Source organism: Litorilituus lipolyticus (assembly GCF_006439335.1).
In the GTDB taxonomy this organism is placed as follows: Bacteria; Pseudomonadota; Gammaproteobacteria; order Enterobacterales; family Alteromonadaceae; genus Colwellia; species Colwellia lipolytica.
The window spans coordinates 1-18,915 of sequence record NZ_SAWY01000033.1; the positions used below are offsets into that span (position 1 = coordinate 1).

Consider the following 18,915-nt stretch of genomic DNA (forward strand, 5'->3'; position numbering starts at 1 on the left):
GGACTCTCCTCAATTGAAGCTTCTTATCAACTTCACTATGGCACATTCGCTAGCGATAGATGCCGAGTGGGGAGTCCATATCATTCGTTAGGCTTCAGGAGTATTGATGAAATATTTAATTACGCTATTTTTTATTGTAATAATAAGCGGATGTGTTTCTACGTCAAAATATGGCGGAGATTTTGTTGTGAAATTTGGGACAATTCAAACTACAACTGACGGTAAACATACCTTAAACCCAACCAAAAGAATTCTATTACAAAAAGGTGCTAATTTACCGAAATTTGGACTAAGAGTAGAGAATCTGACGAAAGAACCTTTCAAACTGGGCTATCATATTATAAAAGCTACTCCTACATTGTACGAAGCAAATTACCAATTAATTGAGCACAGTCCAGAATGGACTGTAGTAGAGTCAAATGACGGTACTTACGTAGAGTTTATAATTTCAAGTTACGATAAATATACCCTAGGAGATTACATTATTTATGCAAAAATCAATGGTAAAACATATAGACAGATAGATTACTCAATAATCTCAGGCTAACAGCGCATTAAGCATGATACTGTTAATATCTGGCTGTTTGCTACTGCGCTGTTTATTTTAATTAACTACTATTTGCCTATTTTGTGGGCGTTATATTTTGAATCAAGAGGTGGATTATATGGACAAAGCACTGCAAACGATGATTGAAAATATCCCTGAGAAAACAGGTAAAAAATTAGAAGAATGGTTTGAAATATTAAAGAAAGAAAAGATCGAAAAACATTCGGTGGCTGTAAAGTGTTTGAAAACAGAGTATGGAGTGACGCATGGGTTTGCAAATACCATAGTCACTTTATTCAAAGAGAAAAATGACTCGCCTGAAGATTTAGTTTTAAACCAATATACTGGCAAAGAGTCACTGAAACCTATTTATGAATTGCTCCTTTCTATTGTGAAAAATTTCGGTGAAGATGTAGTAATAGCCCCCAAAAAGGGAAGTGTAAGTTTAATTAGAAAGAACCAATTTGCTTTAATTAAACCTGCCACTAAAAAGAGAATAGATTTAGGTTTAAAACTTAAAGGTATAGAAGTACAAGGGAGCTTAGAGAGTTCGGGACCATTTGGTGCAATGTGTACCCATAGAGTACAGCTGCACAATTTATCTGATGTTGATAATGAAGTGATTAGATGGTTGTCAAAAGCTTATGAAAACTCTGTCTAATCAGAGCATAAAAACGAATACATAATGACAAAAATATTGGCTTTTACTGCTAATTAGCTTAGTTTAACCAACATAATACTTACCACTTAACGGGGGCAGTAGTTAGCGGTTTATTTGGTCTGTAAGGTATTGCCACTTATCATTAAGGGGTTGTACGGTATGATGTTATGCCGTTGTTTTATTTGCTATTTATCTTTACCTTTTTCTAACTTCAACTGGCGTAACTATGGCATACTTGCGCTTAAAAATAGGCAGTTTATGGTTCGCGGTAATTTACCAAGCAAGTTCTTATATTTTTATACATAAACTATTTACTCTCATTACCGTGCAAAATGCAGATTCAAGTTGGTTTATTGATGAGTTTGGAGCTGTTATCGCTGTTTTTGCATGTTGTGTGGCAGTATACTTTCGGAGAAAAGGTGTCGTTGAATATACAGCGGTCAAACCATAACAACTGCGTTAAAGTTTCGTTTAAGCTGTGATCAAGAGTTTGGATCCCTTTATTGCACTTGAGCTTTTAGTCAGACTGTAAACTCTTTTGTATAGAGGGAATATAACAAGGAGAGCTTGATGAATAGATTAACTATTTTAATATTATCCGTATTTTTTCTTATTTCTTGCGATGAAAATAAAGAAGAGGTTTTTGAGTGTCTCACGGTAATAGAGCCAGTAATCATACCTGCTGTTCGGGTATACCTTTTCGATGTTAACCAACTTCCTCTTAATGTGTGCGATGCAATTTTGACGGTTGATAATCCTGAACACCATGAATCTATTTACGGTTCAGCACAGGGGAATTGTGAAGAGCAATTCAGTTTGGAAGGTGGTTATAACCTTATTGAGTATGACGTTCTTATTGAGAAAGCAGGTTTTATTAATCAAGAATTTAGCGCTGTTTTACCTATTGAGATAGAATGTGGGTATGAAACAATTGAATTAGATGTTTATTTGGTAGCTGATTTATAGTTTTTAATAAACTACCTGATAACCAATTAAACGCGCAGGTGTCAAATGTAGCTTAGCTTAGTTTTGTACTAATAAATTGAATTAAGCTTAGAGTTAATCTGTCCTTCAAATAAAGGGTATTACAGATAAAAATGAGAATTGTCTTATGAGTAAAGTTGAACAATGTACTAATAGGTTTGATGAGCCATTAAATAAGGTTTTAGAGATGTTTATCTCTGTTACAGTATTAGCGCTTGGTATTATTGCATTTGTAAAGATCATGACACCTAATGAAAGCTCACTTTTTTACCCATTAGATGATTTATTAAGGTTTGGCTTATTTACAGTGACGTTGTTTTTAATAATGTCTTTTATATGCAAACCATTATTTAACGCATTGAAAATAGTAAAACTTAATTAGTAACACAATAGGGATGTTGCTTACGGGTTCGTTCCTCTATGATGATAACAAAGATAATTTTGCCTCATGATGAGGCTTAAGTGAAATGGAGTTTACATGATAATTTGGTTAATAATATTACTTTTTACCTCACCAGTATTTTCATCAGAATTTAATATAGATAACTATTCGTCGTCTATAGAGTTTGCTCAGGTAACTCAGGTTGAAGTAAGCAAAAGAGCGAACGGTACTTGGTGTTTTGACACTTCAGTTCGTCACAATGACCAAGGCTGGGAGCATTATGCTGACAGATGGGAAGTTCTCGATTTACAAGGAAATCAACTCGGGCACCGCATACTTGGTCATCCTCACGATAATGAGCAGCCCTTTACTCGCAGTCGTTGTAATATAAAAATCCCATCAGAAATTACTAAAGTAGTTGTGCGCGCCAAATGCAACAAGCATGGCTTTGGTGGTAAGGCATTGTTAGTCGAACTAAATAAATAGAGCCTTCACCTAATCGAGCTATCCTAAAAATAAAACTTTGTTGTCCGTTCTTCGGGTGTACTTTAGCCAATAATATTTTGCCTTTTAATGATGGCGATATATTTTTATAAAAATACTGGAGTTGAAATGAAATTGTTAAGCATGCTTTTATCATTGTATTTATTAGTGTCTATAGAGGCTTATGCAAATACACAAGTTAATGTGTCTGAAGCATTTAATGAAATGAAGTCCTTAGTTGGCGTTTGGAAAAAGGAAAATGGAAAGAGCCCTAATTTCTCAGTGTCATTTGAATTAACAGCAAATGGTTCTGTTTTGGTTGAAACGTGGCTGCGTAAGGGTAGAAAACACTCCTTTACTATGTATCATTTAGATAATGAAGGTTTGATGGCAACCCACTATTGCCCTCAGGGAAATCAACCAAGAATGAAATTGGCAAAAGAATCAACCATTGATGATTTACGTTTCAAATTTTTTGACGCCACTAATTTGAGTGATTTAGCTGATTCTCACCAACACTCACTAGGTTTTGAGTTTTCAAAAAAGACAAACTCAATTCTTAGAAAAGAGTCCTATGTTAGTTCTGACGATGAAGAACATTCAGCATTACAATTAGTTCGTGTTAAGTAGTGTTAGGCTTTGATTTAGTTTAGAAAAAACACATTGAGGTATTATGCATAAACATAACCGCTTTCTACTCATTGGCGCTATTTGTAGCGCCATAGCTGCTATTGCTCATTTGGGTTGCATTCTTTTTGGCGCTGAGTGGTACCGTTTTTTTGGTGCTGGAGAACAAATGGCTATGATGGCGCAAGAAGGGCATTGGTACCCTGTAGTGGTCACATCAGTGATTTCACTCATGTTAATTATTTGGTCACTTTATGGCTTTTCTGGCTCAAGAGTCATTCCTAGGCTGCCATTGTTAAAACTTGGTCTTGTTGTTATTTCTCTTATTTACATTATTCGTGGTATTGCTTTTGTTGCTATTATGCCAATGTTTCCTGAAAACAGTTTAACGTTCTGGTTGATAAGCTCAGGCATTTGTCTGTTTATTGGTTTGATGTATTTTGTGGGAACTGTTCAATGTTGGGCATTCTTAAATGAAAAAGTGACTGAGTCATAACAAGTTGAATTATGAACTATGCGTAAATCAGATAAAAAAATAGATAAGGAACTTTGTGTGGTATTAACCCATGTATGTGAGGTAGCTTTGAAAAAAGTAAAAGGATTTCAATGGTTAACCCATTTGGTTAATTATTCCAATTTTCCACAAAGTTTACAGGTAGTTTGTGTTTTTGATTCTAAGGAACACCTTGACAGTTATTTAGTTTCAAAGCAGCAACAGCATTTAGTTTCGCTAATACAAAGTGAACTTAACCGTTTGAATATTAAGCTTAAGCCTATTAATAAGCATGTCTCCTATGACACTGAAGAGGCTTGTCTTATGCAACATAATGGTAATTGGGCGACTAGGCTTGCCAGTGTTTAACCGTTTAGTACATTGTCTTTTAAGAATTTGAGAGTGGTTTAAAATGTCAGATAAGTTAATTTTTAAAGCGTATTTACCGAGCTATAAAGACGATTGTTTAGCGCTATTTGATGACAATTGCCCCGAATTTTTTGCACCGAATGAACGCAATGATTATGCCGCGTTTCTTGATAGTAACCCTGTGGGGTATGAGGTTTGTTTAGTTGGTGACACAGTTATAGGTGCTTTTGGCTTAATAGGCGATGTCGAAGAGTATAAACATATTAACTGGATTTTAATCTCATCTAAGTCACAAGGTTTGGGTATTGGATCTCGCTTTATAGACAGAGCGATTCAGGCAGCTAAAAAAGATGAATTACAGCATATTAAAATTGCCGCAAGTCATTTATCTGCCCCGTTCTTTGCAAAATATGGTGCTCGTGTTATTCGTGAAATACCTCATGGTTGGGGAGCAAATATGCATAGAATTGATATGGAGTTACACCTTTAGTGTAAAGTGATATTGATGATCATTTATAAGTTTTCGGATGAGCAAATCAAACAGGTTCACCAACTGTATCAAGAAGTGTGGTGGGGGAAAGAGCGTACTTTTGAAGATACGAAACGTTGTATTCAAGGCTCGCAAGTGTGTATAGGCATACTTAATGAAAAAGGTCGTTTAATTGCCTTCACTCGAGTTATTAGCGATTTTATTTATAAAGCTATTATTTTTGATGTTATTGTCAGCGAAAATTATCGTACCCAAGGGCTAGGTCAACAGTTAATGAGTTTAGTCAAAAGTCATGAACAGCTACGAAACGTCAAGCATTTTGAATTATACTGCTTACCTGAAATGGAGTCTTTCTACAGGCGCTTTGGCTTTTCAACTGACATCGATGGCATAAAATTGATGCGCTGCGTTAATGCTTAAAAATTGAACGAGTGCTGTTTGCTTGCTGTGCTAATTAAGAGTTTTGCTTGTCGCAATGGTTTTCTGTTCCATATTACTCTTTACTTATAATGTTTAGGCCTTTCTATTAGGCTACTAAGTGGAGGTAATAAGTAATGTTATAAGTACGCAATAAGCTATTGGTAACGGTTTTATGGCTATTAATGATACCATCCTTTGCTCAACCTTTTTCATTACCGTTTGAAAATCAGTCAGTTCAAAAATCTTCCAACCTCCTAGAAAAAAATCAATCACAACTACAGCTATCTCTTGAAGGAAAGTCTTTCAAAGGGACGATTAAAGCTAAAGGACTTATTGGCTTTTGGGGAGTTGAAGGTGTTTTATCATTTGCTGATGGCAAGCTTATTTGGTCAGCTAAAGGTTCACAAGAGTCAGCGCCTTATTTATTGGTGCATGAAAATGATATGTTGAAGTTTAGTGCCCGACTAAAAGCAGATGGAGGAACCTTTGTTCAATGGATTGGCTTTTATAATGGTAAAAATGTGGTAGATGTACAGGCAAAATGGAGCCGAGTGAATGAGGATGATTTTATTCACGATCTTTTCTTGCCCGACATAATTGAATTGGAGTTTACACCAAAAAGTAAGCACTAATACGATAAAACTATATACTATTGTATGCGCATAATTTTATGTTACTTTAACCTTATGAGTCAGGTCATTATTGGTTTATTTCTTGGATCAATTTTAAAAGTGGAGTTAGTTATGGAGTTAGGTGCGTTTTCGGTTAGTTTAGCCGTTAAAGATATTGAAGCGTCAAAAGTTTTCTATCAAAAACTGGGCTTTGAAGTCATTGGCGGTGAACAATCTCAGCATTGGTTAATTCTGAGAAATGGCGATCATACTGTTGGTTTATTTCAAGGTATGTTTGAAGGCAACATCATGACTTTTAATCCCGGTTGGGATAAGCAATGTAATCCCCTTGAATCTTTTAATGATGTTAGAGAATTATTAGCCGATTTTAAGGCTAAAGGCATAGAAACAGAGCAGGAATCGATTACTGATGAAAGTGGCCCTGCAAGTTTTTCAATTAAAGACCCTGATGGTAATGCTATTCTAATTGATCAGCATGTATAAAGGTTCTCCATAAAATATTCATCATATTTAAGCCATCATAATTAAAGGATTAACCACACAATATGCGAATCTTTTCTATGCATAAATATAGCTATGTAGCTTTAGCTTTATGCTTTTTTAGCTTTATCCTTTGGGTTATTTATCAAGCCAATACAGGGCAGCAGACTGTATTTTTCCAGTTAGTTGCTGCTATTCCTTATGGTGACAAATTAGGGCATTTTTGTTTGTTTGGCCTTTTAACCTTGCTGGTTAATTTTTCTTTGAACTTTAAGACATTGAGATTAGGTTTTACTCAGCTTTATCTAGGGTCAGTACTCGTGAGTACTTTTGTTATTGTCGAAGAGCTTAGTCAATTTTTTATACCCAACAGAACATTAGACCCTCTTGATTTATTAGCGGATTTCGTTGGGATTTTGACTTTCAGCTTGCTTAGTGTTTACTTTCAAAAATCTCTTGAAGAGTAATGTCATTATAAAGCCTATTTTTCATTCATATATTAATGGAATGTCTCATTATGAATAGCCAATTCGTTCCAAATTTGTTTATGGCTCCAGAGACTTATCTAAGTAAGTATTTTTATTTTCGCCCACTAAATCAGGAAGTTGCCGAGCAAGATTATGAGGCAGTCATGTCTAGTCAAAAATCTTTGCAAGGCATTTTTGGGCCCGATTATGACTGGCCTGAAAGTACGATGACATTGCAACAAAGCAAGGCAAGTTTACAGGTACACCAGCAGGAGTTTCTTGCTAATCAGGCATTTGCCTACTCAGTGTTTAACAATGAAAAAGATCGGTGCTTAGGCTCGGTATATATTGACCCTTGTCAGTCTTCTACATTCGACTGCGAAGTGTACTTTTGGATAAGGGATGATAGTCGAGCGCTAGAAGAGTTGTTATATCAAACCGTTTTAACTTGGCTAAAGCATGATTGGCCTTTTACTCAGTTAGCCTTTCCTGGAAGAAACATTACGTGGCAAGATTGGCAGTTAGTAATGAATGTTAATAAACAAAAACCTAAAACGATTAAGTAAAGGAGTTATGTTATGGAAAAATTATTTTTAGGTATCAATAACCATGTGGTCTGTTTAAGTAAGAATACTGGTGAGCAGCTATGGAAAACTAAACTTAAAAGTTCAAGTATTACTAATGTGTATTACGAAGCTGACAATATTTTTGCCTACTCAGGTGGGCATTTGTTTTGTTTAACAGCAGCAACGGGTGAGGTAGTCTGGGAGAACCCGTTAAAGGGATTTGGCTATGGTACGTGCATTATTGCCAGTGAGCAGCAAAACTCTGCTGTTATCGCCAATCAAGTTGCAGCTCAGCAAGCTGTAGCTGCTTCAACGGTTGCTGCAACCACTGCTACATCAAGTAGTTAAATCACTATTTATTTAGAGGGGCACTATGACCTTTACAATACAATATAGCAATCAACCAGATACTGAAGAGTTGCAAGTATTAGAAGATGGATTAAACCAATTTACTGCGTCACATATTGGTGATGATGATAGAAAAGAAATTACTTTTTTTATAAGAAATGATCAAAATGAGATTGTCGGTGGTATTAAAGGTAGTCATGGCAGTTATGGTTGGCTATGGGTTGATACATTGTGGGTTAATGAGACTTTAAGAAAGCAAGGTTTTGGTGGTCAGCTATTATTAGCATTAGAGCAACAAGCAATCAAAAATGGTTGTCAAAATGCCTATTTGAATACCTTTAGTTTTAGTGGTGTTGAGTTCTATAAAAAGCACGGCTATAGCGTGTATGCCCAGCTAAAGGACTTTCCCAAAGGGCATAGTGTTTATAGTTTACAAAAAAAACTAGTTGAGAATTAACCTTGTGATGCGTATTTATAATAACGAATACCATAAAGGAGGCAAGTATGAGAGTGACAAATAAAATAGCATTAGTGACTGGAGCAGCTCGAGGGATTGGTGAAGCTGTTGCAAAATTATTCAGTGAGGAAGGGGCTGTTGTCATATTGTCAGACATTGATGATGAGCTTGGTGCCACGGTTGCTAGCGGTTTATCAGGAGAGCATGACTATATTCATTTAGATGTATCTAGTGAATCAGACTGGCAACAAGCACAACAATATATTGAAAATAAATATGGTCGACTCGATATTTTAATTAATAACGCTGGAATTACAGGGTTTTTAGAAACGTCTGGGCCTCATGATCCTGAAAATTTGGATTATGAAAGCTGGAAAAAAGTTCATCAAGTCAATGCTGATGGCATCGCTTTGGGCTGTAAAACCGCGATTAAATTGATGAAACATTCTAAAGCGGCGAGCATCGTTAACTTGTCTTCTCGCTCAGGCATTGTTGGCATTCCTGGGGCGTCTGCCTATGCGTCAAGTAAGGCGAGTATTAGGAACCACACAAAAACTGTGGCACTTTATTGTGCTGAAAAAGGTTATCCTATTCGCTGTAATTCGCTACACCCTGGAGCCATATTAACTCCATTGTGGGATGCAATGTTAGGTGAGGGTGAAACAAAGCAAGAGGCGATTAATGCTATTGCGGCGGATATTCCCATAGGTACTATGGGGGAGGCGAAAGATGTTGCTTATGCTGCATTATATTTGGCTTCAGATGAGGCCAAATACGTAACCGGAATAGAGCTTACCATTGATGGTGGTATTTTAGCGGGTAGTGCTGCTTCGCCAAATCGAAAATAGTGATTTATCATTAAATAAGAATAATAAATATAAGCATTGATATAGGAAGAATAATTATAATGAATAAGCTACTTTTTGGCGTTATCGCATTGTTACTTTCATTTGAGGCTTTAGCTTGCTCATGTAAATATCATGGCTTGTTAGAGAAATGGCAATTAGCTGAACATGTTTTTATTGCTGAGGTAAAAGATGTAAAAATCTTAAAAGAAAGTGATGCTAAGAATTTTCAAGAAGGAAAAGTACAAGGAAATATAGCCGTTTTATCTTCTTTTAAAGGACAACCTGATTTAATTACCAGCTTGAGTGCGGCTCATAAGCCTGTGTGTTGTACTTGCTCAACCACGATAAAACGCGATAAATATGTGGTGTTTGCAAGTAAAGCCGGAGAGTTAACACTGAGCAGTTGCAGCATGACTTCATTGTTAAGTAATACGCCGTATTATGAAGAAGTGTTAACTCAGCTAAAATCTGGTGCTGCAGCACAGCAATATGTCGGAAAATATAACACAAGAAAAAGAGTGCTTACTTTAGATTCTGGTACAAAAAGTATTCCTGTGCATGAGTTTTTCTACGACTTTGAAGTGACCAATAATGATGTAGTTATCGAAGGCTTTCCCTTAAAAGATGGTAGCATCTTTTTAACTAGCATTGATACCGTAACGCCTTTAGATAATGATTGATGATTTGTATACATGTTTATTTACATTGTTAAGGTGTAGTTTTATTTAAACGTTATATAAAGTGGTTGTTTTTGATATAAAAAATTTGTAAGGAATGATAATGACAAAGTGGCTTTTTTTATTTGTAAGTCTGGCTTTTTCAGCGATGAGTATAGCTAAAGAAAAGACTATAGACCTCAATAAATTTGCTCAAGAGTATTTTGAAAAAATGGTTGCAACTCAATCACCTAATGCAACAGCAAAAGAGTTAGAAGTTTATTTGGCTTTGCTAAAAGAAGATGTTGGACATTCGCATCTACCTTGGGAAACAGATGATGCAAGATTACCTGATGGTAAGCAAGCTATGCGCAAAGGAATGACTTTTTATTTAGGAGCGCATACACATTATCAAGCCGAATTACTTGATGTATTCACTTTTAATCAATCTGCTGTAGCTATTCGCTATAAAAATGATGCAAAAGGTATTCATCCACAAAACAATCAAGCTATTGCTTATAGCCAAGTAATGATGGAAGTTTTGGAAATTGAAGATGGTAAAGTAGCCGTTATTCGCAAATACCATGAGTAAAACTACCCAATGTTTGCTGCTCGGTGAAAATGTTTAACTGCACACTCAGCATTTGAAGATATACTTTAAATGAATCAATCATTACCCTCATTAGAAATTAAAGCTCATACCAATAAACATGCACGTTTTTTGGTAGCACTAGGCTTATTTTTGATACTGATAAATTGTGCTATTAGTATGGTTTGGTGGAATGAACTTCGATTGGTATTGATGTTTGTTTATTTGGTTGCTTTAGTTGTTGTGATTACTGGTGTAGCTAAACTATCAGAGCCTAAGTTTAGCTTGACCATTACTCCACAAAATATTACTTACCATCATAGGTATGGACAGTGGCAGCTTAATTGGTCGCAAATAAAGCGATTAGGCCTAGTGAAAGAAACTTATGGAGTTTCTCAAATAGAGTTGCCTTATTTGGGAGTGAAATTAAATGATATTTCTGAGCTGGTAACGCAAATATCCCCTAGGTTGGCAAATAGGCTTATTCACGAACAAAAGCCTCTAATTGCTTTTGCTATTAAATGTCAATTAATGCCTTTTGAACAAGGTGTAATATCATTTGAGCCAGTTCATCTTGGCAATGGTCAACTATTGAAAGGACCTGTAGCTGCATTTATTCATCATTGTAGAGCTCTTGATAGGGCATTGGGTTTTCATTTGTTTATTCCTCACTCTTCAATGGATAGAGAGTTGACGGATTTTCATCAACTATTAAACAAGTGCCAAGCTTATGCAAAAAATTATCATTAAGTTAGCGAGTTAAACAATGCTCAATAATACTGTGCTCACCATCATCATTCTTGAGAAATAAAGCACTAAAGGAAAAGTCACCACATGGCTAAAGTTACATTAACAGGCTATATCATAGTACCTGAAGATGAGATAAAAGATGTTATTGAAGCATTAAAAATACATACAGAGTTAACCATTGCAGAAGCAGGCTGCCTGACGTTTGCTGTAACGCAGGATAAGTTAAATAGACAAAAATTTAATGTTTTTGAAGAGTTTATTAATAAGCAGGCATTTGACAATCATCAAATGCGAGTTAAGCAATCATCGTGGGGAAAAATCACTGCTAATGTGAGTAGACATTACCAAGTCTCAATAGATTAAAGTAATTTATAATGACCATATAAGTTATTTGGAGGAAGTTATGATTGATAAAATAGGACAGATAGCCGTGGCGGTAACCGATGTTCCAAGAGCTATTCGGTTTTATTGTGATATCTTGTCGTTAGAGTTCTTATTTGAAGCTTCGCCTAACTTAGCTTTTGTTCGATGTGGTGATATACGCCTTATGTTAACTACGTTACAAGGTGAAGTATGTGATCATCATACTTCAGTGATTTATTATCAAGTTAAAGATATTGAAGCCACCACTGTAATGTTGAAATCACGAGGTATTGTTTTTGAACGAGAACCTCAACTCGCAGCTAAGATGCCTGATCATGACCTATGGTTAGGCTTTTTACGCGATCCCGATAATAATTTGATTGGCATTATGGCTGAAATCACCACAGAAAGTTAAAGAGAGTAGTATGGATTATTTAGCTGTAAACAAAGACACTTGGAATAAGCGAACCAAAATTCATCTTAATTCAAAATTTTATGATGTAGAGAAGTTTTTAGCGGGTGGCTGTTCATTGAATGCTGTTGAATTGGCTCAAGTTGGTGATGTCAAAGGAATGCGACTCTTACATCTTCAATGTCATTTTGGTCAAGATACCTTATCTTGGGCAAGACTAGGGGCTGATGTAACAGGTGTTGATTTATCATCTGAAGCCATCAAAGAAGCAGAGCTGTTAGCAAAGAAATTGAATATTGAAGCAAATTTTATCTGTGATGATGTTTTAGCATTTGGTGAAAACAATCACGAAAAATATGACATTGTTTATACTTCCTATGGGGTTTTATGTTGGTTGGCAGATATAGACGCATGGGCTAAAACAGTATCTGATGCTTTAGTTGATGGGGGGCAATTCAACCTCGTTGAGTTTCATCCATTTAATGATGTTCTTAGTGGCTATGCGTACTTCCCGTCAAGTGAGCCTGATATAGAAGAAGAGCCTACTTATACAGAAAATGCAACGGATGAACAATCTACAGTAGTCACTTGGCCACACTCAATGAGTGAGGTGATGAACGCCTTAATTCGTCAGGGTATAAGTATTGAGAGCTTTAATGAGTTTGCCTACAGCCCATATAATTGTTTTGAAGGGTTAGAGGAAGTTGCCGGTAAAGGCTTTCAGTTAATGAGGAATGGTCAACAGGTACCATTGCTATATTCCATTAAAGGAGTAAAGCTCTAAATATCATGTAAGGTGTAAATTAATATATTATCTACTACTTTGATAACCTATGAGTTTAGGGAGTTAGAGTTTGGTTTTTTTATGTTTTATCATATGATTCATGTATAAGCTTCAGTCTGAATAAGGAACAATTATGCTGAAAAAAGTTGTCCATAGTCCATACTTGAATTTGTTTAGTGGCTTAGTTTTATTATTAACTGCGGGTTGGGAGACATGGGACAGGCTTGGAGAGTTTAGCCTTGCTGCTCATCATGGTGTGCTTGTCTTTAGTATTATTCAATTACTTAAAGTTATTCCTGAGTTGTTACACGGCCTTCAAGAAATACATGAGTCGGTAGAGCCTTGTAAAGAATAGTGATATATATAATCGTTTCAGTGATGCAAGGGAATTAATATGTTATCTATTTCGGGTATTGACCACATCGTATTAAGAACTAATTGCTTACAGGCAATGTTACATTTTTATTGCCATGTTTTAGGTTGTGAAATTGAAAGGCAGACTGATAAAACCGTCGGGTTGACGCAATTAAGGGCAGGCTCTGCGTTAATTGATCTTGTTGATATAGATAGTGAACTTGGGCGATTAGGTGGCGGTTCACCCACTAAACTAGAGAATAATGTTGATCACTTTTGCTTACAATTAACTAATGAATCAATCGAAGAGGTCAGTCGTCACTTGTTGTTACATGATATAGACGTTGGTAAGTTCGAAGAGCGCTATGGCGCTCAAGGGTTTGGAAAGTCAGTATACATTAATGATCCTCAGGGAAATACGGTTGAACTAAAGGTTCAGCTTACTTCTTAACTTAATACAGGTTTAGGGATAACTACAAAATCCTTACCGTTTCAAAGGCAATAACACTTTCTTGTATAATCTTATTGAATATTAAGGAGAAAATATTTCTTAATAAGTCATGGTTCCTCTACAGAAACAGTGATAAAACAGTTGATATATAAATACAAAAATAGCTTTAGAGTTTATTTTAGCTTTTATTATCTGACCTGACAGCGTTGTCATTCTGTGGTGTGAATGTTATGTTATTTGCAAATTTCATAGTTATATAATGCTAAAAGGTGAGTGAAATATAGCTTTTGCCTTGAATATTAATGTAAGAACTAGGTATGGCAAATGGCTTAATAGCTACCTGTTTATAAGGTTTGCTAACTCAGTTGTAACGATTAAGTTAGAGTAAAAACGTAAATTAAGACTAAAGCCGTATATGAAAAGCTAAATAAACTTTCTAGTATGTTAATTAACACTAATAAGCTAGCTGTGATTAGCAACGACAATAATAACTTATTACATCAGGTTAATATCCCGAAGGAAAAGAGTATGAACGAACTTAAACCTTGTTATCCCGTTTCAGATAAAGCCAAAGCACATACGCATTTAGATGCTGCTACATACGATGCCATGTATAAGCAATCCATTGAACAGCCAGAGGTGTTCTGGGGTGAGCAGGCGGAAAAATTCATTGATTGGTATCAACCATGGGATGAAGTGAGCAAAGTCGATCTGAAGAACTCAGAAATAAACTGGTTCTCTGGCGGTAAGTTAAACGTTAGTTATAACTGTATTGACCGTCATTTAGCGACAAAAGCAAATGATACGGCAATCATTTTTGAAGGTGACGATCCAAGTGATGATTTGAAAGTCACTTATCAAGAATTGCATGATCATGTATGTCGTTTCGCCAACTTATTAAAAGAGCGCGGCGTGAAAAAGGGTGATCGTGTGTGTATCTATATGCCAATGATTCCAGAGGTAGGTTACGCTATGCTAGCCTGTGCTCGCATTGGTGCGATTCACTCAGTTGTTTTTGGTGGTTTCTCTACAGAATCAATTAAGGCGCGTATTTTAGATGCAGATTGCCAAGTTGTTATTACGGCGGATGAAAGTGTTCGTGGTGGTAAGCGTATTCCATTAAAGTCTAATGTTGATGCGGCTATTGCTGATTGTCCGAATGTACATTCAGTGATTGTTGTTACTCGCACTGGTGGTGATATTGCTTGGAATGAAAAAGTTGATATTAACTACTCTGAAGCTGTAGAGAATTTATCTGCGGTTTGTGAACCCGAAGTGATGGATGCTGAAGATCCACTGTTTATTTTATATACCTCGGGATCAACAGGCACACCAAAAGGTGTTGTTCATACGTGTGGTGGTTATATTCTTTATGCTGCTATGACGCACAAGTACGTTTTCGATTATAAAGAAGGTGAAGTATATTGGTGTACAGCGGATGCTGGTTGGATTACTGGGCACTCTTATATCTTTTATGGTCCATTAGCCAACGGTGCTACAACATTGGTGTTTGAAGGTGTACCAACGTACCCAGATGCTGGTCGTTTTTGGCAAGTTTGTGAAAAGCATAGTGTTAATGTGTTCTATACCGCACCAACAGCTATTCGTGCATTGATGAGTGTGGGTGATGAATTAGTTGAGAAAGCGGACTTATCATCATTACGTTTGTTAGGCACTGTGGGTGAACCAATTAACCCTGAAGCGTGGCATTGGTATTATGAAGTTGTTGGTAAGAGTAACTGTCCAATTGTTGATACTTGGTGGCAAACTGAAACAGGTGGCATTTTAATTACATCTCTTCCTGGGGCGGTTGATATGAAACCAGGTGCTGCTGGTAAACCATTCTTTGGAGTTCAACCGGCATTATTTGATAAAGACGGTAATACCTTAGAAGGTGAAAACCAAGGTTTGTTAGTGATGACTGCTAGTTGGCCAGGGCAATTACGTACAGTTTATGGTGATCATAACCGTTTCTATCAAACCTATTTGAGTCAATATCCAGGTAACTACTTTACTGGTGATGGTGCGAAACGTGATGAGGATGGTTTCTATTGGATCACTGGTCGTGTTGATGACGTTCTAAATGTATCTGGTCACCGTTTAGGTACCGCTGAAATTGAAAGCGCATTGGTATTACACCCTGCGGTAGCTGAAGCCGCGGTTGTTGGTTATCCACATGAAATCAAAGGTCAAGGTGTATACTGTTACGTGACACTTATGGGTAATGCTAGTGAGTCAGATGAGTTAAATACCGAACTGAAAGAGTTTGTTGCTAAAGAATTAGGTCGTTTTGCTAAACCTGATTACATTCAATGGGCTCCTGGTTTACCTAAAACACGTTCAGGTAAGATCATGCGTCGTATTTTACGTAAGATTGCTGAAAATGAAGTAGATAGCTTAGGTGATACTTCAACCCTTGCTGACCCAAGTGTGGTAGAGAATTTAATTTCTCAACGCATCGTTCATGGCGGTTAAGTAAGCTTTTTAAAAGTTATAAAAGCGCCTGTAGGCGCTTTTTTTATGTCAAAAATAAATTACCTACGATTGCATTTTAACTATCCACCAAAGGCCAACAGCGGCTTTATAGCCTTATTTATTAACTGAATTGATGATATTTGTGGCTGGAATAAACATCACCACTTCTTAAAAAAACCTTAATTATTTACGGCTTATACTTTTTTGTGCGGTTTTTTAGAAATTTTATACAAAAACACTATACGAAGCGAAAAAACTGTGTAAAAATATACTTACAAATCGCGTAATTAAATCTTTACGATTTTGGATTTTTGGTTTTGGTTAAGCGCTAGCCCTTTAAATACGGCTTAATGTTAGCTATCAATATTTCTGTAAATCATATATTTAGCTATCGCATTTTAACTAAGTTATGAGACAAGGTTGTTTTCATAACTATTTATTTGCTTGTTAAAAGTTAGTTTAGAGGAAAAGCACATGTCAGATGCAACTCATAAAAGTACCCTTAATGATATTCACGTTAATGCCGAACACGTTCTCATTACCCCACAACAGTTAAGAGATGAACTACCACTGGTTGATGCCGGAAGAGAGTTTGTGAAGTCTTCGCGAAAAGTTATTGCAAACATTATTCATAAACGTGATCCGCGTTTACTTGTGATTAGTGGTCCATGTTCAGTCCATGACATTGATGCCGCAAAAGAATACGCTCGTAAACTAAAAGTGCTGCATGATAAGTACCAAGACTCTTTATACATTGTAATGCGTGTTTACTTTGAAAAACCACGAACAACAGTAGGTTGGAAAGGTTTGATTAATGATCCTCACATGAATGGCTCATTTGATGTTGAAACCGGATTACGTAATGCCCGTGAATTATTATTGTACTTAACGGATTTAGGACTGCCGCTTGCAACAGAGGCACTTGACCCTATTAGCCCACAATACTTAGCAGAGTTATTTAGTTGGTCTGCCATCGGTGCCCGTACAACTGAGTCACAAACTCACAGAGAAATGGCCAGTGGTTTATCTATGCCAATAGGCTTTAAAAATGGTACTAATGGCAGCTTAGGCGTGGCTATTAATGCCTTGCAATCAGCGGCTTCATCACACCGTTTTATGGGGATTAACACCCAAGGTCAAGTGGCGTTAATAAAAACATCAGGTAATCCGGATGGTCATGTTATTTTACGTGGTGGTGCTCAACCTAATTATGATTCAGTCAACGTTGCAGAATGTGAAGAGGCACTTGCTAAGCATGGTTTAGAGCCGGGTATTGTTGTGGATTGTAGCCATGGTAATTCAAATAAGGATTATAGACGTCAACCTTTAGTCGCTGAAAACGTAGTTAATCAAATTTGTGAGGGCAATAAATCAATTATTGGTATTATGCTAGAAAGTAACTTAGAGGCAGGAAACCAAAGTGCTGATTTAGCGAGAGCAGATATGACTTATGGTGTATCAGTAACTGATGCTTGTATAGACTTTACAACCACAGAGCAATTGTTAGAAGATGCGGTAAGCAAAGTAGCAGATGCGCTACAGCAACGTACAAATGACTAATAACTATCTTAGGATATAAATAAAGTAACAATGAAAGACTTTGACGAAAAATTAACGCTTTTGCGTGATGAGATAGATGATATTGACAGCCAGTTGGTAGAATTATTACGTCGTCGCTTAACTGTTACTGCGAAAGTAGGGGCATTGAAAAGTGAAGTTGGAATGCCAATTTATGCCCCTGAACGTGAAGCTAAGCTGTTTAGTATGCGCCGCAAACAAGCCATGGACGTGGGGTTGTCGCCAGACTTAATTGAAGATGTATTACGACGTTTAATGCGTGATTCATATGAAAGCCAAGATGCGAGCGGCTATCAATGCATTAACCCTGATTGCAAAAAAGTGGTAATTGTTGGTGGTAAAGGGCAGTTAGGTAGTGTCTTTGTTGATTTATTTGAACGCTCTGGTTATGCAGTGGAGATTATTGAACAGCAAGACTGGCCTAATAGTGAACGTATATTAGCAGGCGCGGGAGTTGTTATTGTTGCGGTACCTATTCGGTTAACGGCAATGGTAATACACCATCTAAATAACCTACCTACAGACTGTATTTTAGCTGATATCACCAGTATTAAAGAGTCGCCAATCTTTGAAATGATGAAAGCTCACTCTGGTCCTGTAATTGGTTTACACCCTATGTTTGGTCCTGATGTTACCGGTCTTATCAAGCAAACTATTATAGCCTGTGAAGGCCGATATCCTGACAAGTATAATTGGTTGTTAGAACAGTTTAGAGTGTGGGGAGCTAAAATATATCCGGTTGAAGCACATGAGCATGATCAAGCAATGTCAATGGTGCAGGTTATGCGTCATTTCTCAACTATCGCCTACGGCTACCATTTAATGGCTGAAGGGGCTGATATTGAAAAACTGGTTGATATGAGTTCGCCTATTTACCGTTTAGAATTGATTATGGTTGGCCGCTTATTCGCACAGGATCCAGTGTTATATGCGGATATTATTTTTGCTAATAAAGATAATATCAACATGATGAAACGCTTTGCTTATCGTTTTCTAGAGTTACTTGAAGATATTGAACAAGATGATAAATCAGCCTTTGTGAATATGTTTGAGCAAGTATCAGATTGGTTTGGTGATTATGCCGACGTTTTCCTTCAAGAAAGTAAATCAATGTTATTGAAAGCCAATGAGCTAAAGAAACATTAGTGACAAGATTGAGTTGTGTTGTCCTGATATAGGTTGACACTTTTTTCTAAAACGCCTGATGAATTTCATCAGGCGTTTTGTATTTTAAGGCCATATGAGGCCT

Annotated in this window: 29 protein-coding genes; all 29 read left to right on the forward strand. The window is 36.6% G+C overall.

Features of this window, described 5'->3' with window-relative positions:
- Positions 1 to 106: 106 nt before the first annotated feature.
- The 29 genes from EPA86_RS13285 to tyrA all read left to right on the forward strand — a co-directional run bounded on the left by EPA86_RS13285 (position 107) and on the right by tyrA (position 18,812).
- Positions 107 to 547, forward strand: a complete 441-nt coding sequence (locus EPA86_RS13285; RefSeq protein ID WP_140604391.1) for a hypothetical protein — start codon at positions 107 to 109, stop codon at positions 545 to 547.
- Between the two features lie 118 nt (positions 548 to 665).
- Complete coding sequence (locus tag EPA86_RS13290; RefSeq protein ID WP_140604393.1) at positions 666 to 1,208, forward strand: DUF4287 domain-containing protein; 543 nt, start codon at positions 666 to 668, stop codon at positions 1,206 to 1,208.
- A 226-nt stretch (positions 1,209 to 1,434) separates the two neighbouring features.
- Entirely contained in the window at positions 1,435 to 1,659 is a 225-nt protein-coding gene (locus EPA86_RS13295) for a hypothetical protein (RefSeq protein WP_211664940.1), read from the forward strand.
- Between the two features lie 119 nt (positions 1,660 to 1,778).
- A complete protein-coding gene (locus tag EPA86_RS13300) occupies positions 1,779 to 2,174 on the forward strand; it encodes a hypothetical protein (RefSeq protein ID WP_140604395.1) in 396 nt (131 codons plus the stop codon).
- A gap of 145 nt (positions 2,175 to 2,319) precedes the next feature.
- Positions 2,320 to 2,574: a hypothetical protein gene (locus EPA86_RS13305; RefSeq protein ID WP_140604397.1), complete on the forward strand. Its 255-nt coding sequence runs from the start codon at positions 2,320 to 2,322 to the stop codon at positions 2,572 to 2,574.
- A gap of 96 nt (positions 2,575 to 2,670) precedes the next feature.
- Positions 2,671 to 3,060 carry a hypothetical protein gene (locus tag EPA86_RS13310; RefSeq protein ID WP_140604399.1) on the forward strand — a complete coding sequence of 130 codons (390 nt, stop codon included), beginning with the start codon at positions 2,671 to 2,673 and terminating at the stop codon, positions 3,058 to 3,060.
- A 126-nt stretch (positions 3,061 to 3,186) separates the two neighbouring features.
- Entirely contained in the window at positions 3,187 to 3,687 is a 501-nt protein-coding gene (locus EPA86_RS13315) for a hypothetical protein (RefSeq protein ID WP_140604401.1), read from the forward strand.
- Between the two features lie 43 nt (positions 3,688 to 3,730).
- Positions 3,731 to 4,180: a hypothetical protein gene (locus EPA86_RS13320; RefSeq protein WP_140604403.1), complete on the forward strand. Its 450-nt coding sequence runs from the start codon at positions 3,731 to 3,733 to the stop codon at positions 4,178 to 4,180.
- A gap of 18 nt (positions 4,181 to 4,198) precedes the next feature.
- Complete coding sequence (locus tag EPA86_RS13325) at positions 4,199 to 4,546, forward strand: Fis family transcriptional regulator (protein WP_140604405.1); 348 nt, start codon at positions 4,199 to 4,201, stop codon at positions 4,544 to 4,546.
- Between the two features lie 43 nt (positions 4,547 to 4,589).
- Entirely contained in the window at positions 4,590 to 5,036 is a 447-nt protein-coding gene (locus tag EPA86_RS13330; RefSeq protein ID WP_140604407.1) for a GNAT family N-acetyltransferase, read from the forward strand.
- A 15-nt stretch (positions 5,037 to 5,051) separates the two neighbouring features.
- On the forward strand, positions 5,052 to 5,456 hold the full coding sequence (locus EPA86_RS13335) for a GNAT family N-acetyltransferase (protein ID WP_246058396.1): 405 nt from the start codon (positions 5,052 to 5,054) through the stop codon (positions 5,454 to 5,456).
- Positions 5,457 to 5,638: 182 nt separating this feature from the next.
- Positions 5,639 to 6,088 (forward strand): hypothetical protein, encoded by a 450-nt coding sequence (locus EPA86_RS13340; protein ID WP_140604411.1) that lies wholly within the window; start codon positions 5,639 to 5,641, stop codon positions 6,086 to 6,088.
- Positions 6,089 to 6,199: 111 nt separating this feature from the next.
- A complete protein-coding gene (locus tag EPA86_RS13345) occupies positions 6,200 to 6,571 on the forward strand; it encodes a VOC family protein (RefSeq protein WP_140604413.1) in 372 nt (123 codons plus the stop codon).
- 62 nt (positions 6,572 to 6,633) lie between these two features.
- Positions 6,634 to 7,035 carry a VanZ family protein gene (locus EPA86_RS13350; RefSeq protein ID WP_246058398.1) on the forward strand — a complete coding sequence of 134 codons (402 nt, stop codon included), beginning with the start codon at positions 6,634 to 6,636 and terminating at the stop codon, positions 7,033 to 7,035.
- 50 nt (positions 7,036 to 7,085) lie between these two features.
- Positions 7,086 to 7,601 (forward strand): hypothetical protein, encoded by a 516-nt coding sequence (locus EPA86_RS13355; RefSeq protein WP_140604415.1) that lies wholly within the window; start codon positions 7,086 to 7,088, stop codon positions 7,599 to 7,601.
- 12 nt (positions 7,602 to 7,613) lie between these two features.
- Complete coding sequence (locus EPA86_RS13360) at positions 7,614 to 7,949, forward strand: outer membrane protein assembly factor BamB family protein (RefSeq protein WP_140604417.1); 336 nt, start codon at positions 7,614 to 7,616, stop codon at positions 7,947 to 7,949.
- Positions 7,950 to 7,974: 25 nt separating this feature from the next.
- On the forward strand, positions 7,975 to 8,406 hold the full coding sequence (locus tag EPA86_RS13365) for a GNAT family N-acetyltransferase (RefSeq protein ID WP_140604418.1): 432 nt from the start codon (positions 7,975 to 7,977) through the stop codon (positions 8,404 to 8,406).
- Positions 8,407 to 8,453: 47 nt separating this feature from the next.
- On the forward strand, positions 8,454 to 9,254 hold the full coding sequence (locus EPA86_RS13370; RefSeq protein ID WP_140604420.1) for an SDR family oxidoreductase: 801 nt from the start codon (positions 8,454 to 8,456) through the stop codon (positions 9,252 to 9,254).
- 59 nt (positions 9,255 to 9,313) lie between these two features.
- Positions 9,314 to 9,934 carry a hypothetical protein gene (locus EPA86_RS13375; RefSeq protein ID WP_140604422.1) on the forward strand — a complete coding sequence of 207 codons (621 nt, stop codon included), beginning with the start codon at positions 9,314 to 9,316 and terminating at the stop codon, positions 9,932 to 9,934.
- A gap of 100 nt (positions 9,935 to 10,034) precedes the next feature.
- The gene (locus tag EPA86_RS13380; RefSeq protein ID WP_140604424.1) at positions 10,035 to 10,502 is read left to right on the forward strand and encodes a nuclear transport factor 2 family protein; all 468 of its coding nucleotides are present in this window, start codon (positions 10,035 to 10,037) and stop codon (positions 10,500 to 10,502) included.
- Between the two features lie 69 nt (positions 10,503 to 10,571).
- Positions 10,572 to 11,249: a DUF2982 domain-containing protein gene (locus tag EPA86_RS13385; RefSeq protein ID WP_140604426.1), complete on the forward strand. Its 678-nt coding sequence runs from the start codon at positions 10,572 to 10,574 to the stop codon at positions 11,247 to 11,249.
- Between the two features lie 84 nt (positions 11,250 to 11,333).
- Positions 11,334 to 11,612 carry a putative quinol monooxygenase gene (locus EPA86_RS13390; RefSeq protein WP_140604428.1) on the forward strand — a complete coding sequence of 93 codons (279 nt, stop codon included), beginning with the start codon at positions 11,334 to 11,336 and terminating at the stop codon, positions 11,610 to 11,612.
- Between the two features lie 40 nt (positions 11,613 to 11,652).
- On the forward strand, positions 11,653 to 12,027 hold the full coding sequence (locus EPA86_RS13395; protein ID WP_140604430.1) for a VOC family protein: 375 nt from the start codon (positions 11,653 to 11,655) through the stop codon (positions 12,025 to 12,027).
- Positions 12,028 to 12,037: 10 nt separating this feature from the next.
- A complete protein-coding gene (locus EPA86_RS13400; protein WP_140604432.1) occupies positions 12,038 to 12,808 on the forward strand; it encodes a class I SAM-dependent methyltransferase in 771 nt (256 codons plus the stop codon).
- A gap of 133 nt (positions 12,809 to 12,941) precedes the next feature.
- Positions 12,942 to 13,163, forward strand: a complete 222-nt coding sequence (locus tag EPA86_RS13405) for a hypothetical protein (RefSeq protein WP_140604434.1) — start codon at positions 12,942 to 12,944, stop codon at positions 13,161 to 13,163.
- Positions 13,164 to 13,202: 39 nt separating this feature from the next.
- Positions 13,203 to 13,613 (forward strand): VOC family protein, encoded by a 411-nt coding sequence (locus tag EPA86_RS13410; protein ID WP_140604436.1) that lies wholly within the window; start codon positions 13,203 to 13,205, stop codon positions 13,611 to 13,613.
- A gap of 528 nt (positions 13,614 to 14,141) precedes the next feature.
- Entirely contained in the window at positions 14,142 to 16,088 is a 1,947-nt protein-coding gene (gene acs / locus EPA86_RS13415) for an acetate--CoA ligase (protein WP_140604438.1), read from the forward strand.
- Between the two features lie 474 nt (positions 16,089 to 16,562).
- The gene (locus tag EPA86_RS13420) at positions 16,563 to 17,648 is read left to right on the forward strand and encodes a 3-deoxy-7-phosphoheptulonate synthase (protein WP_140604440.1); all 1,086 of its coding nucleotides are present in this window, start codon (positions 16,563 to 16,565) and stop codon (positions 17,646 to 17,648) included.
- Positions 17,649 to 17,678: 30 nt separating this feature from the next.
- Complete coding sequence (tyrA, locus tag EPA86_RS13425) at positions 17,679 to 18,812, forward strand: bifunctional chorismate mutase/prephenate dehydrogenase (RefSeq protein WP_140604442.1); 1,134 nt, start codon at positions 17,679 to 17,681, stop codon at positions 18,810 to 18,812.
- The last annotated feature ends 103 nt before the right edge of the window (positions 18,813 to 18,915 follow it).

Coding starts and splice junctions, on each gene's coding strand:
- EPA86_RS13285 (WP_140604391.1), top strand. CDS start 107: ATGAAATATTTAATTACGCTATTTTTTATTGTAATAATAAGCGGATGT.
- EPA86_RS13290 (WP_140604393.1), top strand. CDS start 666: ATGGACAAAGCACTGCAAACGATGATTGAAAATATCCCTGAGAAAACA.
- EPA86_RS13295 (WP_211664940.1), top strand. CDS start 1,435: ATGGCATACTTGCGCTTAAAAATAGGCAGTTTATGGTTCGCGGTAATT.
- EPA86_RS13300 (WP_140604395.1), top strand. CDS start 1,779: ATGAATAGATTAACTATTTTAATATTATCCGTATTTTTTCTTATTTCT.
- EPA86_RS13305 (WP_140604397.1), top strand. CDS start 2,320: ATGAGTAAAGTTGAACAATGTACTAATAGGTTTGATGAGCCATTAAAT.
- EPA86_RS13310 (WP_140604399.1), top strand. CDS start 2,671: ATGATAATTTGGTTAATAATATTACTTTTTACCTCACCAGTATTTTCA.
- EPA86_RS13315 (WP_140604401.1), top strand. CDS start 3,187: ATGAAATTGTTAAGCATGCTTTTATCATTGTATTTATTAGTGTCTATA.
- EPA86_RS13320 (WP_140604403.1), top strand. CDS start 3,731: ATGCATAAACATAACCGCTTTCTACTCATTGGCGCTATTTGTAGCGCC.
- EPA86_RS13325 (WP_140604405.1), top strand. CDS start 4,199: ATGCGTAAATCAGATAAAAAAATAGATAAGGAACTTTGTGTGGTATTA.
- EPA86_RS13330 (WP_140604407.1), top strand. CDS start 4,590: ATGTCAGATAAGTTAATTTTTAAAGCGTATTTACCGAGCTATAAAGAC.
- EPA86_RS13335 (WP_246058396.1), top strand. CDS start 5,052: ATGATCATTTATAAGTTTTCGGATGAGCAAATCAAACAGGTTCACCAA.
- EPA86_RS13340 (WP_140604411.1), top strand. CDS start 5,639: ATGATACCATCCTTTGCTCAACCTTTTTCATTACCGTTTGAAAATCAG.
- EPA86_RS13345 (WP_140604413.1), top strand. CDS start 6,200: ATGGAGTTAGGTGCGTTTTCGGTTAGTTTAGCCGTTAAAGATATTGAA.
- EPA86_RS13350 (WP_246058398.1), top strand. CDS start 6,634: ATGCGAATCTTTTCTATGCATAAATATAGCTATGTAGCTTTAGCTTTA.
- EPA86_RS13355 (WP_140604415.1), top strand. CDS start 7,086: ATGAATAGCCAATTCGTTCCAAATTTGTTTATGGCTCCAGAGACTTAT.
- EPA86_RS13360 (WP_140604417.1), top strand. CDS start 7,614: ATGGAAAAATTATTTTTAGGTATCAATAACCATGTGGTCTGTTTAAGT.
- EPA86_RS13365 (WP_140604418.1), top strand. CDS start 7,975: ATGACCTTTACAATACAATATAGCAATCAACCAGATACTGAAGAGTTG.
- EPA86_RS13370 (WP_140604420.1), top strand. CDS start 8,454: ATGAGAGTGACAAATAAAATAGCATTAGTGACTGGAGCAGCTCGAGGG.
- EPA86_RS13375 (WP_140604422.1), top strand. CDS start 9,314: ATGAATAAGCTACTTTTTGGCGTTATCGCATTGTTACTTTCATTTGAG.
- EPA86_RS13380 (WP_140604424.1), top strand. CDS start 10,035: ATGACAAAGTGGCTTTTTTTATTTGTAAGTCTGGCTTTTTCAGCGATG.
- EPA86_RS13385 (WP_140604426.1), top strand. CDS start 10,572: ATGAATCAATCATTACCCTCATTAGAAATTAAAGCTCATACCAATAAA.
- EPA86_RS13390 (WP_140604428.1), top strand. CDS start 11,334: ATGGCTAAAGTTACATTAACAGGCTATATCATAGTACCTGAAGATGAG.
- EPA86_RS13395 (WP_140604430.1), top strand. CDS start 11,653: ATGATTGATAAAATAGGACAGATAGCCGTGGCGGTAACCGATGTTCCA.
- EPA86_RS13400 (WP_140604432.1), top strand. CDS start 12,038: ATGGATTATTTAGCTGTAAACAAAGACACTTGGAATAAGCGAACCAAA.
- EPA86_RS13405 (WP_140604434.1), top strand. CDS start 12,942: ATGCTGAAAAAAGTTGTCCATAGTCCATACTTGAATTTGTTTAGTGGC.
- EPA86_RS13410 (WP_140604436.1), top strand. CDS start 13,203: ATGTTATCTATTTCGGGTATTGACCACATCGTATTAAGAACTAATTGC.
- acs (WP_140604438.1), top strand. CDS start 14,142: ATGAACGAACTTAAACCTTGTTATCCCGTTTCAGATAAAGCCAAAGCA.
- EPA86_RS13420 (WP_140604440.1), top strand. CDS start 16,563: ATGTCAGATGCAACTCATAAAAGTACCCTTAATGATATTCACGTTAAT.
- tyrA (WP_140604442.1), top strand. CDS start 17,679: ATGAAAGACTTTGACGAAAAATTAACGCTTTTGCGTGATGAGATAGAT.